We start from the raw sequence: 14,628 nt of genomic DNA, 5'->3' as shown, positions 1-14,628 counted from the left end.
ACATGGACCAGCAGGAGATCCGGCAGCTGATGGCGACCCAGCTGGAGAAGTCGCGCCGGCTGCAGGCCCGGATCGGTGAGCTCGAGGCGGCGTCGCGCGCCCCGGTGGCGGTGGTCGGCATGGGCCTGCGGCTGCCCGGCGGGGTGACCACGCCGGAGGACTACTGGGACCTGCTGCACCGTCCCGGCGACGCGTCCCGCGAGATCCCGGCGGACCGACCGGGGCTGCGCGCGGTCTACGACCCGGTGCCCGGCCGGGCCGGGCGGTCGTACGTGGACCGCGCCGGCTTCCTCGACGACGTGGCCGATTTCGACGCCGAGTTCTTCGGCATCTCGCAGCGGGAGGCGGCACGGCTCGACCCGCAGCAGCGGATGCTGCTCGAGACGGCGTGGGAGGCGCTGGAGCGCGCCGGCGTCGCGGTGCGGCGCGCCGACCGGCTCGACGTCGGCGTCTACCTGGGCATGATGGCCTCGGAGTACAACGAGCGGTTCGCCGACCGCGGCGACGCCGGCCGGGTCGACCCCTACTACACCACCGGCGGCGGTCTCTGCTTCGGCGCCGGCCGGATCAGCTACGTGATGGGCTTCAAGGGCCCGGTGATCAGCGTCGACACCGCCTGCTCGTCCTCGCTGTCGGCCCTGCACCTGGCCGTGCGCGCGCTACGTTCCGGCGAGTGCCGGTACGCCCTGGTCTGCGGCAGCAACCTGCTGCTGTCGGCCAACCTGATGGTCTCGCTGAGCCAGGCACGGGCCCTCTCGCCCGGCGGCCGGTCACGCTCGTTCCTGGCCGGAGCCGACGGATACGGGCGCGGCGAGGGCGTCGGCGTGCTGGTGCTGCAGCGCCTGGCCGACGCCGAGCGGGAACGCCGTCCCGTCCTGGCCGTGGTCCGGGGCACCGCGATGAACTCCGACGGCGCCGCTTCCGGGCTGACCGCGCCCAACGGCCCCGCGCAGCAGGAGGTGGTCCGGGCCGCGCTGCGCGACGCCGGCATCGACCCGGCTGAGCTCGGCTGGGTCGAGGCGCACGGCACCGGCACCGCACTGGGCGATCCGATCGAGGTGCACGCCCTGGCCGAGGTGCTGGGCGAGAGCATCCGGCGGCGCGGCGTCCCCCTGGCGATCGGCAGTGTCAAGGCACGCCTCGGCCACCTCGAGGCCGCGTCGGGGATCGCCGCCGTGATGAAGACCGCGCTGATGCTGCGGCACGGCGAGATTCCGGCGGCACTGGATCCGGAGGACGGGCCGCTCAACGAGCACATCGACTGGGCCGGCCTGCCGTTCACCGTGCCCCGCGACCACCAACCGTGGCCGGCGGTCCCGGGCGGGCGGGTCGCCTCGGTCAACTCGTTCGGCATGAGCGGGACGAACGTGCACGCGGTGCTCGCCGCCGCCCCGCCGGTCCCGGACGGCGACCCGGTCCCGCCCGAGCAGCCGCATCTGCTCACCCTGTCGGCCCGCAGCATGCCGGCGCTGACCGCGCTGGCCCGGGCGGTGGCCAGCCGGCTGGGCAAGGCGGCACCGGCCGAGATCGCGTCGATCTGCCACACGCTGCGATGCGGGCGCACCGCGTTCCCGTACCGGCTCGCTGTCGTCGCCTCGACCGGGCCGGACCTGGCGGTACGCATCGAGGAGGCGCTGCGGCGGCCGATCGCCGCCGCGCCCCGCGGCGGGCCCGGTCCGCTCCGCCTGCGGTCCGGTGACGCCGGCGCACCGCCGCTGCTGCACCGGCTCGGGGTGCGCACCGTGCCCGAGCCGGGCACCGGTCCGGCCCGGCTCGCCTGGGGTGACCGGCGGTATCCGCTGACCACCCCGGAACTCACCCTGACCGCCGTCGCGGCCCTGTTCGAGGACGGCGCCGACCTGCGGTTCGACGCCCTGCGCGGACCGCACGACCGTTTCGTCGACGACCTGCCGACCTATCCGTTCCAGCGGCGGCGCTGCTGGGTGGACGAGCCGGTGCCGGACGGCCCGGCCGTGACCGCCGCGCCCGAGCGGGCCGACGGCGCCGTACCGGACGCCGCCGACCGGACGGCCGTGCACGATTACCTGGCCGCGCGGCTGCGGGAGGTGCTCGACGCCGACGAGCTCGACGAGCAGCGCTCGTTCCTGGACAGCGGCGGTGACTCGTTCGCCTCGGTGCTGTTCGTCCAGCGGGTCGAGGAGGCTTACGAGGTCGGCGTGCGCCCCGAGGACCTGCCGCTCGACCTGCCGCTGGCCGAGTTCCTCGGACGGCTGGCGGCCGGCGTCACCCGGCGCACCGGGACAGCGTCGTGACCGGCCTGTTCGTGCAGCCCCGACGCCTGGCCGACCCGGAGCTCACCCTGGTGGTCTTCCACCACGCGGGCGGCTCGGCGGCCGGGTACCACCCGCTCACCCGGTGGCTGCCGGCGAGCTGGGATCTGCTGATCCTGGACATGCCGGGGCGCGGCAAACGCGTGCGCGAACCCCTGCCGGAGACACCGGCCCGGTTCTACGACGGGCTGCGCCGCGACCTGCTGAGCCTGCCCGGCACCGGGCCGTACGCGCTGTTCGGGCACAGCCTCGGCGCGGTCGTCGCGGTGGAGGCGGCGTACGCGCTGCGCGAGCGTGGCATGCCGCCGGTGTGGGTGGGCGTCTGCGGTCGTCTCCCACCGGGCCGGTCCCTCCGCACGCCCGGCCTCGCCGCCGACATGCCCGACGACCGGCTGCTGGCGGCGCTGCACGCCCTCGGCGGTCTGCCCGACGGCCTGGACAGCGTGCCCGCCTTCCAGCGGCGTTTCCTCGAGCTGCTCCGTCACGACCTGCGGATCCTCGACGCGCATCGGCCGGATCCGGCGCGCGGGCCGCTCGCCGTGCCGCTGACCGTCTTCGGGAGCACCGACGACCCGCTGACCCCGGTTCCGGAGCTCGCCGGCTGGGCGGCGGTGACGACCGCCCCGGTCCGGCAGCGGATCTTCCAGGGCGGCCACTTCCCCTTCCGGCGCGACGGCTTCCGGGAGCTGGGGGCGGCGATCACCACCGAGATCCGCGCGCTGTCGCTGACCGACGGGAGATGAACGGCCCCATGACCATCGATCCGATCATCGGCACGCCCCCGGCCGGCGACCTGCGGCTGCTGATGGCGTCGTTCCCGACCGGTGTCAGCGTGGTGACCGCGCTGGGGGAGTCGGCGGTTCCCCGCGGCATGACCTGCACGTCGCTGTGCAGCGTGTCGCTGGACCCGCCGGTCCTGCTGGTCTGCCTGCGCTCGGACAGCCCGACCCGGGAAGCGGTGGCGAGCAGCAGCCGGTTCGCGGTGAACCTGCTGCATGCCCGGTCCCGGCAGATCGCCCACATGTTCGGCTCCGGCCGGGCCGACCGCTTCGACCTGATCCAGTGGCGCCACGGCGACGGGGCGGCCGGGCCGCACCTGGTGGCGGACGCGCACACGGTCGCCGACTGCTCGGTCATGGCGACCCACGTCGTGGGGACCCACACGGTGGTCATGGGTCTGGTCGAGCGGGTCACCGCCCTCCGCGAGCAACACCCGCTGCTGTACGGCTTGCGCCGCTATGCCACCTGGCCCGACTCCCCTGAGCCGGCCTGAGCCCGCCGCTAGAGAGGACCCCCATGGTCGCAGGACCCACCCGGCACGCCCTGGTGCTCGGCGCCGGGCTGGCCGGCTCGCTCGCCGCGGCCGCCCTGGCCCGCCACTTCGACACGGTGACGCTGGTCGACCGCGACGACCTCGGCCCCGGCGCCGGCCCGCGCCGGGGCATCCCGCAGGCGCGCCAGTCCCACCTGCTGATGGGCGCGGGCGCCCGGGCGATGGAGCGCCTCGTGCCCGGGGTGCTCGCCGACCTGCGCGGCGCCGGCGCGCACTTCCTGGCCGCACCGACCGAGGTGGCCTTCCTGACCAAGTACGGCTGGCTGCCCCGCACACCCCACGACGAGTACGTCGTCTGCTGCGGACGTGATCTGCTCGACCGGGTGGTCCGTGACCGGGTGCTGGCCCGGCACCGGATCGACGTGCTCGGCGCGCACGACGTCGTGGGGCTGCTCGGCGGGCCGGCCGCGATCGACGGTGCGGTGCTGCGCGATCGGCGCACCGGCGAACGGTCCACGGTCGCCGCCGACTTCGTGGTCGCCGCGACCGGGCGGTCCAGCCGGGTCGCCTCCTGGCTGCGGGAGGTCGGTCTGCCCGAGGTGCCGGACGAGGTGGTCGACGCCGGCACGGCGTATGCGACCAGGATCTTCGACGCCGGCCTGCCCCCGGGCCGGCGCCCACCGGCGATCGTCATGATCGCCAACGTGACCGGTGACGCGGTCGGCGGCGTGTTGCTGCCGATCGAGGACGGCCTGATGACCGCCACGATGATCGGCATGCGCGGCTCGGAGCCGCCGACCGGCGACGCCGAGTTCCTCGCCTTCGCCAAGCAGCTGCCCCACCCGGGGATCGCCGACGCCCTCGCCGCCGCGCAGCCGGTCGGTCCGGCGCGCGGGTTCCGGGGCCTGGTCAACCGCCGTTCGCTCTTCGAGCGGCTGCCGACCTGGCCGGAGCGGTTCGTGGCGGTCGGCGACGCGGCGGCGGTGCTGAACCCGGCGCATGCGCACGGCATGTCGGTGGCGGCGTTCGGGGTGGCCGCGCTGGCCGCCGGCGTCGGGCGGCACGGCAACACGCCGGGCCTGGCCGGCCGCGTGCAGCGCGCCGTCCGGCGGCGCGGCCGCGACGCCTGGGACCTGTCGGTCAGCGACGACCTGCGTCATCCGCGGGTGCTCGGCCCGCGGCCCGGCCCGGCCGGACGTCTCCAGAACCGGTACGCCGACCGGATCACCCACGTCGCGACCGCCCGCCCGCCGGTGGCTCGGGCGCTCGTGGACGTCATCGCCCTGGCGAAGCCGGTGTCGGCGCTGCTGACACCGCGACTGCTCTGGGCCGCGGCCCGCGGACCGGATCGGACACGACGGCAGGAGGCCGGGAAGTGATCGAACATCACGACGTCGCACTGAGTGGAGTCCGTCTGCACGTGGCGGAGCAGGGCACCGGGCCCCTGGTGGTGCTGCTGCACGGGTTCCCGGAGTTCTGGTACTCGTGGCGTCACCAGCTCGCCGGCCTGGCCGCCGCCGGCTACCGCGTGGTCGCGCCGGACCAGCGCGGCTACGGCCGCAGCGACCGTCCCGCCGACGTCGAGGCGTACACGCTGCCGCAGCTGGCCGGTGACGTCGTCGGCCTGATCCGGGCGCTCGGCGAGAAGCAGGCGTTCGTGGTCGGGCACGACTGGGGTGCCCTGGTCGCCTGGGCGGTCGCCACCATGCGGCCCGACATGGTGCGCGCGGTGGCCGGCGTCAGCGTGCCGCCGCTGGCGCCGCGCGGCCCGCAGCCGCCGCTGCTCGCGGCCCGGGAGCGGTTCGGCGGCCGGTTCTACTGGAACTACTTCGAGACGCCGGGCGTGGCCGAGGCCGAATTCGGCAAGGACCTCGGCACGACGTTCCGCCGGATGCTGTTCGGTGCCTCGGGCAGCCGACCGGCCGACGCCGGTCCGGTGGCGCCCCTGGTGCCGCCCGGCGGCGGGTTCCTGGACCTGGCGCCCGAGCCGCCGGTCACCCTGCCGCCGTGGCTGACCGAGGCGGACATCGCGGCCTACGTCGAGGCGTTCACCGGGTCCGGCTTCACCGGCGGCCTCAACTGGTACCGCAACCTGGACCGCAACTGGGAGCTGACCGCCGTGTACGACGGCGCCGTCATCACCGTGCCGGCCCTGTTCGTCATCGGCGAGCGGGACAAGGCCTTCACCGGGGTGGCGGCGATGGACGCCGCGGTCGCCGCCCTCGCACCCGGCCACCGGGGAACGGTCGTCGTTCCGGGTGCCGGCCACTGGGTCCAGCAGGAGTCCCCGGAGCACGTGACCGGGATCCTGCGGGAGTTCCTGGCCACGGCCTGAGCCGGGGCGGGCCCGCTCCAGCACCGGAGCGGGCCCGCCGGTCAGGCCCGGGTGAACCGCACCGGCAGGTGGTGCGGCCCGCGGACCAGGATGCCGTGACGCCACGCCAGCGCGGCCGGGTGTGCGTCCAGCTCCAGACGGGCGAAGGCTCGCAGCAGGCCGGCGAACGCGATGCGGACCTCCATCCGGGCCAGCGCGTTGCCCAGGCAGTGGTGGATGCCGTGGCCGAACGCGACGTGGCCGGTGGTGGCCCTGCGGATGTCGAAGCGCTCGGGGTCGGCGAAGCGGCCGGCGTCGCGGTTGGCGGAGTTCAGGGCGACCATGACCGCCTCGCCCGGCGCGATCTTCACGTCGCCGATCGAGATCGGTTCGAGGGCGAAGCGGAACGTCGCGCTCTCCACCGGGCCGTCGTAGCGCAGCATCTCCTCGACGGCACCGTCGAGCAGACCGGGATCGGCCCGCAACGCCGCCATCTGGTCCGGATGGGCCATCAGGGCATACGCGCCGTTGCCGATCAGGTTGGTGGTGGTCTCGTGCCCGGCCACGATCAGCAGGAAGACCGTGCCGCGCAGCTCGTCGGCGCTGAGCCGGTCGCCGTCGGTGTCGGTGGTCCGGATCAGCGCGCTGAGCAGGTCGGGCCCGGGCTCGGCGCGCTTCTGCTCGATGAGCGCGTCGATGAAGCGGGCGGCGTCGCGCGCGGCGGCCTGCCGCTCGGCCGGAACGCTGGAGGAGACCGCAGCGTCGGCCCAGCGGCGCACCTCCGCGCGGTCCAGGAACGGCACCCCCAGCAGCTCGCAGATGACGGCCATCGGCAGCGGGAACGCGAAGTCGTCGACCAGGTCGAATCGGTCGCCCGGCCGGGCCAGCACCGCCTCCAGCAACTCGTCGGTGAGCTGCTGGACCCGCTCGCGCAACGCCTCCACCCGGCGCGGGGTGAACTCGCCGGCGACCAGGCGGCGCAGTCGGGTGTGCTGTGGCGGGTCGGAGTTCATCATGTGGCTGCCGGACGGGCTCTTGATCGGGAACGACTCGCTCGCGGAGTGCCACTGCTTCGACAGCCGGGTGTCGCTGAGCGCCGCGCGGGCCTCGTCGTAGCCGACGACGAGCCACACCTCGGCGCCCTCCGGCATCCAGACCCGGTGAACGGGGCCCTGCTCACGCAACCGGGTGTAGACGGGGTACGGATCGCGGGCGAAATCGTCGCCGAGCGCGGCGAGATCGAGGGGTGCGGTGGTCACAATTCCTCCAGAGCGCTGCCAAAAATGCGGGAATCAGGCGCTCTTCGATGCTATGGAAGGTGACCATGCGACCTTCTAAAGGAAATCTGGACGACAATTTCCCGTACGCGATGATCACCCCTTCCCGGTCAGCGTCCGACGGTCTGGCGCAGCAGCCCGTCGACGATCGCGATCAGCCCCGGCCGGTGCATGTCGCGCGAGGTCAGGGCCGGCCACAGTTCGGACAGTGAGGACAGGCGCGGGAACTGCTCGGGGTCCAGGTTCGCGAATGCCTTCTCCCGATGTGCGCCGGCGTCGGGTCGGGCGTAACGCTGTTCCCGAGCGACGCGCAGCATCAGTTCACCGGCGGTGTAATACCAGATCACCCGATAGGCGTACACGGCTTCTTCGGGCGTCATGCCGCAGCGCACGGCGCCATCGATGATATTCTCCACTATCCACAGGGCGGACACCGCCATCAGGTCGTCGGAGGCGAGCACCTCGACGATCCACGGGCAGTCGGCCAGGATGTCGTACAACAGCTGGGCGGCCTTGATCAGGTGGTCGCGCGGGTCATCCGGCATGTCGGTGCGCGGGAACTGCCCGGCGTGCGCCTCCAGCAGCAGGAGCAGGAGCTCGTCCTTGTCCTTGACGTGGTGGTAGAGCGCCATCGGGGTGCTCTCGAGGTCTTTGGCGACGCGGCGCATCGAGAGGTTCTTGGCACCCTCCTCGGCGAGGATCCGCTTGGCGGCCTCGACGATGGCCTCCCGGGACAGGCGGGGAGGGCGTCCCATCCGGCCGCCACGCGACGGGGAAGACTGCATACTGCTCGGTACCCCCTACCGTTAGAGGACGCCTTCGACCTGCTCCGCCGATGCCGTCGAACACGGGACGTCCCCGGTGAACCGCACCACCGTATCCGGCAGACGGCGCTGAAGGGCGGCCAGTAGCCGCCGCGAGTCGACGACGTCCGAGGCGTACCGGACACCGGGCCGCACCTGCCCGCCCAGCACGGACAGCACCGCCTCGGCCGCGACCACACCGGTCAGGGCGGAGCCGTCCGTCCCGCGGATCACCGCCGAGCGGTGCACCGGCCGGCCGTCGTCGGTGTATCCGTCGAGCTCGCCGTGCAACACCTGGTAGGGGCGACGGCCGGCGGCGTCGAGCCGGCTCGCCCGGACGAGCTCGGCGATCGCCTCCGCGCCGGGCGGCCCGGCCCCGCGTCGCCGGGTCGTCGCGGCCAGCAGGTGCGGGCCGTCGAAGGCGTTGAACCACGACGCCCGGGCCAGCGGCAGCATGAGCGCCTGCCGGCGCAGCTCCGCGGTCAGGTACGGATATCCGGTCAGCGCCCGGTCGACAGTCGGCACCCGGAAGTCCTCGTCGACCTGCAGCGCCCGCGGCACCTCCCGCCCGTGCCAGCCGGCCAGCGCGACGCCGTACCCGGCGTCCAGACTGAGCAGGTAGTCGGCGGCGGCGCCGGCGGTGAGGCCACCGAGGCCCGCGTACGCCCCGGTGAAGCTCAGCGGCCCGGTGAGTCCCTCGGCCAGCAGGCGCGGCAGCATCCCGGACAGACCCGGCGAGACGCCCGCGGCCAGCACGACGGTGCGCCCGGCGGGCGGGGGCGGCGTCCGCCCGTCGTCCATCACCGACACGTAGTCGGCGCCCGCGTCGACGACGGCGGCGCGCACCCGGTCCATCAGCGTGTACGCCGGGGCCGTGCAGTCCAGGACGAGACGGCAGCCGGTGGCGAAGCGCCGCACCGTGGCCGGGTCGGTCACGTCCACGGCCACCGGCCGCACCCCGGCCCGCGCCGGGCCCGGGCGGCGGCAACCGGCCCTCACCCGGACGCCACCCCCGGTGAGCAGGCAGGTCACCGCGACCGTGCCCACCGCGCCGCCGGCACCGAGCACCCCGACCAGGGCCGGCTCACGCATGCTCGCCCCGCGGCACGGCGAGGCGCACGGCCCGGGCCACGGCCGGCACGTTCGGTGGTCGCATGCAGGTGAAGTGATCACCGGGAACGTCGACGATGCGCAGCTCACCGGTGCACACGTCGCGCCAGTAGTCGCTCATGTCGCGGTGCATCCCCGGGAAGACCTGCGCCTCACCGCTCTGCCGGACGAAGGTCACCGGACCGTCGTACGGCGTGGGCCGGTGCGAGGCGACCGCGACCAGGCTGTGCTTGACGATCCGGAACTGGCGGCGCAGCCGGTCCACGGAGGTCAGCCCGGCGTCGGAGACCGGCATGGCCGCCCCGATCGCGGTCAGCCGCTCATCGGGGTCCATCGCGGCCAGGCGCCGGAATCCGGCGACCGTCTCCGGGCGTACGCCGTTTTCACCCGGCTCGAGCAGGCTGCCCTCCGGGACCCGCCCGCCGTGGCGGGCGACCGCCCCGGCGACGATCCGCCGGGTCTCGGTCTCGTCGGCCGGGTAACCGAGCCGGATCGGGTCGGCTCGCATCACCCGGGCGAAGATGTACTCGGCCAGCAGGTCGTCCTCGACCAGGTAGGGCACCCGGTAACTGCTGACGATCGTGGTCGCGGCGACCCGGATGCCGGCCGCCGTCAGCCGGGTGGCCAGCTCGGTGACGAGCAGCCCGCCCATGCAGTAACCGATCAGGTGGACCTCCTCGTGGCCGGCCGCGACCAGGGTGGCGGCGTGCCGCCGGGCCAGCGTGCCGGTCAGCGTGTGCGGGTCGCTGTCGAGGTACTCCTGCTCGTCGTCGAGGACGAGGCCGGCCATCGGCACGTCGGGGGAGAGCTCCCGGACCAGCGCCCGGTAGGGGATCAGGGTGCCGGTGCCGTCGTGCACGAGCACATGCAGCGGCTGCCCGGGGCCGGCGGCGGGCCGGCGGGCCCGGTCGCCCACGGAGACCAGCGACGACGGGGCCGGCGCCGGCCCGGACGACTCGAGCGAGCGCAGGTAGGCCGCGATGTCGGCGATCGTCGGCCGGTTCAGCACCCGGCGCAGCAGGTGGTCCCACTCGACGTCGCGGGCGGCCGGCACCCGGTCCCGGATCCGCCCGACCAGCTGGGCGACGAGCAGCGAGTCGCCACCCGCGGCGAAGAAGTCGGTGTCCCGGCCGATCCGGGTGACCGGCAGGATCGCGCACCAGATGTCGGCCAGCAGCCGTTCGGTCTCGTCGGCGGGCGCCGACGCCGCCGAGCCGGCCGCGTGCCGCCCGCCGCGGACCGTCCACCGGGCCAGCCGCCCGCGGTCCACCTTGGCGTTGCCGGTCAGCGGGATCCGGTCGAGGGTGTGCAGCTGGGCCGGAAGCATGTACTCCGGCAGGCGTTCGGCCAGGTGCCGCTGTACGTCCGCGACCTCCACCGGCGCGCGGTCGGCCTTGAACCGGGACACGAAGACGTGTTGCCCGATCAGCGACAGGGCGTCGTCGGCGGCCGGCAGTGTGGCCACCACCTCGGCGCCGGCCTCGTCGAGCAGGGACAGCCACCGGTCGCGGGGCACGAACGTGGTCCCGGTCTCCCGCCGCTCGTCCTCGAACCCGGTGAGCCCGGCATTGAACTCCATCGAGGTCATCACGTGGTACGCGTCGCGGGTGGCCTCGATGAAGACGAGCCAGCCACCGGGCCGCACCAACCCCTTCAGCAGCTCCAGCGCCCGGCCGGCGTGCACCGCGTTGTGCAGCACGTTGGCCAGCAGGATCACGTCGAACCCGTTGTCCGGCATCTGCTGCTCGACGTGGTCGGCGTTGAGATCGAACAGCCCGAACCGGACCCAGGGGTAGGCCGCGAAGCGCTCGGCCGCCGCATTGAGGAAGAAGTGCGAGAGGTCGGTGAACAGGTACTCGACGGCGAGGTCGTCCAGCGCGGGGATCAGCTCGGTGCTGGTGCCGCCGACCCCGGCGCCGATCTCCAGGATCCGCAGCGGGCCACCGCCGGAGTGCCCGGTGGCGATCGTGCGCAGCGCGGCGATGACGGCCGCGTTGTTGTAGCGGCTGATCAGGTTGTCGCGGTACGCGGCCTCGGCGGTGTCGAGCCGCCCGTGCGGGAACAGCAGCGTCTTGAGGTCGATGTCGTTGCGGACCAGCGCCTGCAGGTTCTCCTCGGAGGTCCGGTGATAGCGCACCAGCTCGGCGCCCCACCGGACGGCCGGTTCCAGGACGTCGACGCGGTCCCGCAGGCGCTTCGCCGCGGCCTCGTCCGGCCGGGTCAGGCCGTGGTACGCGCCGGTGTCCGGGTCCCGTCGGACGAGGCCCTCGTGCTCCAGGGCGCCCAGCCATCGTCGCACCAGATAATGGTTCGCCGGAGCGGCCTTGACCGTCTCGATGATCTCCTGGTCGCTGTGCCGGCTCCCGACACCGGCGAACAGCCCGCAGTCCACCAGCAGTCGGCTGATCGACTGCAGGGCGGCACGGTCGAGCAGCTCCACCATCTCGGCGACCCGACCCCGGTCGACGGCGCCGATGCGCGCCGCGGCCGCCGCGGCCATGGTCTCGGGCAGCCGCTCCGGCAGCGGGGCGCGGTCCGCCGCCGCGGGTTCGACGAAGGCGGCGAGATGGCGTCCGGCCTCGTCGTCGTACGGGATCACCGCGGCCGCCTGCACTCCGGGGTGGGCGAGCAGTGCCGCCTCGATCTCGGCGACCTCGATGCGGTGCCCGCGGATCTTGATCTGGCCGTCCTCGCGCCCGAGGAACTCGATCTCCCCGTCGGGAAGCCGCCGGCCGAGGTCGCCGGTGCGGTACAGCCGCCGTCCGTCGCGCGGGTGGTCGACGAACCGTTCGGCCGTGCGCGCCGCGTCGCCGAGGTAGCCGAGGGCCACGCCGGCGCCGCCGATGTACAGCTCGCCGACCACCAGCTCCGGGCACTCCCGCAGCACGTCGTCGAAGACGTGGAAGCTCTGGTTGGCCAGCGGTCGGCCGTACGGGATGCTCGGCTGGTCCGGGTCGACCGCGCCGACACGGTGGTGAATCGACCAGATCGAGGCTTCGGTCGCCCCGCCCAGGCTGATCACCTCGGCCGAGGGGGCGTGGCGGCGCACGGTGTCGGGCAGGGTGACCGGGATCCAGTCGCCGGAGAGCATGACCACCCGCAGCCGGCTCAGGTCGTGGCCGGGCGCCGCCGCCAGATACTCGGTCAACAGCTGCATCTGGGCGGGCACCGAGTTCCACACGCTGACCCGCTCGGTGACCATCAACTCGGCCCAGTGCGACGGGTCCCCGCGCCGTTCGGCCTGCGGCAGCACCAGGGCGCCGCCCACCGACAACGGGCCGAACACGTCGTAGACCGACAGGTCGAAGCCGAGCTGCGCGAGCCCGAGGACCCGGTCGTCGGCGCCGACGCCGAAGCGCCGGTTGATGTCGTCGACCGTGTTGCGGGCCGCCTCGTGGCTGATCATGACGCCCTTGGGCGTCCCGGTGGACCCCGAGGTGTAGATGACGTACGCCAGGTCGCCCCCGACGGGCCCGGGCGCCTCGGCCGGCCGGGCCGGTGTCGCGGGCAGCCGATCCGCCTCGATCGTGACCACGCCCGACCCGGCCAGCTCCCCGGCGTGGACCGCGTCGGTGACGACGAACCGGGCCCCGGCGTCGCGCAGGATCGTGTCCCGCCGCCGGGCCGGTTGCCCCAGATCGACCGGCAGGTAGGCGGCCGCGGCGAGCAGGATTCCCAGCACCGCCACGACCTGGTCCGCGCCCTTGGGGGCGACGACCCCGACCCGCTCGCCCGGCTCGCACCCGGCGTCGCGCAGCAGCCCGGCCAGCGACTCGGCCCGGGCGAGCAGCTCGCCGTAGGTCAGCGTGCACCCGGCCGCGATCACGGCGACCCGTCCGGGGTCGCGGCGCGCCCGGTCCAGGAACGCCGCGTGCAGGGGCCCGCGCACCCGCGGCTCGGCGGTGTCGTTGGCCGCGGCCACCAGCTCCCGCTGCCGGCGGGGCAGCACGACCGGGTCCGCCTCGTCGACGGCGTCACCGTCGGCGAGCCGCTCGACGAGCTCGGTGAAGGCGGCGAACATGTCGGCGGCGACCCCGTCGGGCAGGACGCCGTCCCGGACGTCCCAGTGCAGCAGCAGGCCGCCGTCCTCCGCCATCATCTGGCAGTCGATCCACACCTGCGGCGTCTGGCTGATCCCGTACCTCAGGCGCGCTCCCGGCATCAGGCCGGCGCCGGGCGTCGGGGCGCCGCTCACCGTGCTGGTGAACGTCACCGGCAGGGCCGCGGCCGCCCGGCCCCGGCGGCGCGCGATCTCCCGCAGCACCTCGACGCCGCCGCAGAGGCGGTGATCGAGGTCCTGCCACAGCCGTCCGTGCAGGGTGGCCAGACGCTCGCCGAACGCCGCGACCGGGGTCGTGTCCACGTCCAGAAGGCTGACCGAGCTGAAGTCGCCGATGACCCGGGCCACGTCCGGGTGCAGTGGCAGCCGGTTCTGCACGGTCAGGCTCAGGGTGAAACGGGGGTGGCGGCTCCACCGCCCGATCGTCTCGGCGTAGGCGCCCAGCACCGCGGTGGAGGCGGTGATCCCCAGGTCGGTCGCGCGCCGGTGCAGTTGCTGCCAGCGGGGCCCGGCCAGCCGGGTGGCGAAGCGGGTGAAGTGCGGCGCCGCGAGTGGCGCGTCCGCGCGGACCGGCAGCTCGGGCGCGGGCGGCAGCTCGTCGACCCGGCTGAACCAGTACTCACGGTCGCGCCGGTGACGTTCCGTCTCCCCGATGCCCTGCAGGGCCAGGACGTAGTCGCGGAAGGTGACGGCCGGCGCGGCGTCGCCGCCCTCGCCGGTCACCTCGCGCCGCAGCTCGTCCAGCAGCAGCCGGAAGCTGCTGTAGTCGCAGATCAGCAGGTCGATCGAGAAGTGCAGCAGCAGACCGTCGGGTGTGCTGGTCGCGCGCAGATCGAACAGCGGCCACCGATCGGTGGGCCGCACCCGGTGGGACAGCTGCTCGCGCACGGTGGCGATCGCCTCCCGGACCGCCTCCGGCCCGGCGTCACGCAGATCCGCGTGTGCGACCGGGTAATGGGGCACCTCGGCCGCGACCTGCTGGAATCCCTCGGCCGCGACGGTCGCGCGGAGCATGGCGTGCCGGGCCACCAGTCGGTTCCAGGCCGCCTCCACCTCGTGAACCGGCCAGTCCGGGACGGCCAGCTCCAGGTAACCGTGGCAGGCCACCCCGCCGAACTCGAACGCGCTGCCCCGGCCGAGCAGATACGCCGACTGCACCTCGGTCAGCGGGAACGGCTCGCCGGCCCGCTCGGGGTCGGCGGCGAGCGGGCCGCCGAACTCGTCGCCGTCCGCGCGCAGCACCGCCAGGACGTCCGGTTTGTGGTCACGCAGCCAGCGCAGCCGTTCCGGGGTGGCCACGCCCTTCGGCGCCTGATAGCGGAGGTCGTCGCCCTCGGCGTACAGCACCATGCCGGCCGCCCGCAGGGCCGCCACCGTCTCCACAATGGCCATGTTCTTCCTTCCCGGAAGCCCGTTGTCACTGTCTCGACACACCCTTGCAAAGGTGACTGGTGAATCTCTGGAGACCGGTCCCGGCGCCGCTTCGCGGTTACCGGTCGA

At 74.1% G+C, this 14,628-nt stretch carries 9 protein-coding genes; 5 read left to right on the top strand and 4 right to left on the bottom strand.

Going from position 1 to position 14,628, the window contains the following annotated elements; genetic code table 11:
• Nucleotides 1-2 precede the first annotated feature (2 nt).
• Genes ACSP50_RS30220 through ACSP50_RS30200 form a run of 5 tightly spaced genes read left to right on the top strand, consistent with a single transcriptional unit; the run spans nucleotide 3 to nucleotide 5,899 of the window.
• Nucleotides 3-2,273 (top strand): type I polyketide synthase, encoded by a 2,271-nt coding sequence (locus ACSP50_RS30220; protein ID WP_014693100.1) that lies wholly within the window; start codon nucleotides 3-5, stop codon nucleotides 2,271-2,273.
• Nucleotides 2,270-3,034, top strand: a complete 765-nt coding sequence (locus ACSP50_RS30215) for a thioesterase II family protein (RefSeq protein WP_014693099.1) — start codon at nucleotides 2,270-2,272, stop codon at nucleotides 3,032-3,034. Before ACSP50_RS30220 ends, ACSP50_RS30215 begins: the two co-directional genes overlap by 4 nt.
• Before the next feature lie 8 nt (nucleotides 3,035-3,042).
• A complete protein-coding gene (locus ACSP50_RS30210) occupies nucleotides 3,043-3,564 on the top strand; it encodes a flavin reductase family protein (RefSeq protein ID WP_043512456.1) in 522 nt (173 codons plus the stop codon).
• A gap of 23 nt (nucleotides 3,565-3,587) precedes the next feature.
• The gene (locus ACSP50_RS30205) at nucleotides 3,588-4,943 is read left to right on the top strand and encodes an NAD(P)/FAD-dependent oxidoreductase (protein ID WP_014693097.1); all 1,356 of its coding nucleotides are present in this window, start codon (nucleotides 3,588-3,590) and stop codon (nucleotides 4,941-4,943) included.
• Nucleotides 4,940-5,899: an alpha/beta fold hydrolase gene (locus ACSP50_RS30200; protein WP_014693096.1), complete on the top strand. Its 960-nt coding sequence runs from the start codon at nucleotides 4,940-4,942 to the stop codon at nucleotides 5,897-5,899. The genes ACSP50_RS30205 and ACSP50_RS30200 overlap by 4 nt, the downstream gene beginning before the upstream one ends.
• Nucleotides 5,900-5,940: 41 nt before the next feature.
• Here ACSP50_RS30200 and ACSP50_RS30195 read toward each other — a convergent pair whose 3' ends face one another.
• The 4 genes from ACSP50_RS30195 to ACSP50_RS30180 form a co-directional block, all read right to left on the bottom strand.
• A complete protein-coding gene (locus ACSP50_RS30195; protein WP_014693095.1) occupies nucleotides 5,941-7,137 on the bottom strand; it encodes a cytochrome P450 in 1,197 nt (398 codons plus the stop codon).
• Between the two features lie 128 nt (nucleotides 7,138-7,265).
• Nucleotides 7,266-7,910, bottom strand: a complete 645-nt coding sequence (locus tag ACSP50_RS30190) for a TetR/AcrR family transcriptional regulator (protein WP_014693094.1) — start codon at nucleotides 7,908-7,910, stop codon at nucleotides 7,266-7,268.
• A gap of 51 nt (nucleotides 7,911-7,961) precedes the next feature.
• Nucleotides 7,962-9,050 carry a Trans-acting enoyl reductase gene (locus tag ACSP50_RS30185; RefSeq protein WP_014693093.1) on the bottom strand — a complete coding sequence of 363 codons (1,089 nt, stop codon included), beginning with the start codon at nucleotides 9,048-9,050 and terminating at the stop codon, nucleotides 7,962-7,964.
• Complete coding sequence (locus ACSP50_RS30180; protein WP_014693092.1) at nucleotides 9,043-14,520, bottom strand: non-ribosomal peptide synthetase; 5,478 nt, start codon at nucleotides 14,518-14,520, stop codon at nucleotides 9,043-9,045. The genes ACSP50_RS30185 and ACSP50_RS30180 overlap by 8 nt, the downstream gene beginning before the upstream one ends.
• Between the last annotated feature and the right edge of the window lie 108 nt (nucleotides 14,521-14,628).

The organism is Actinoplanes sp. SE50/110 (assembly GCF_900119315.1).
In the GTDB taxonomy this organism is placed as follows: Bacteria; Actinomycetota; Actinomycetes; order Mycobacteriales; family Micromonosporaceae; genus Actinoplanes.
Note: the sequence above shows the minus strand (reverse complement) of the source record. Positions and strands in the feature narration are given on the sequence as shown.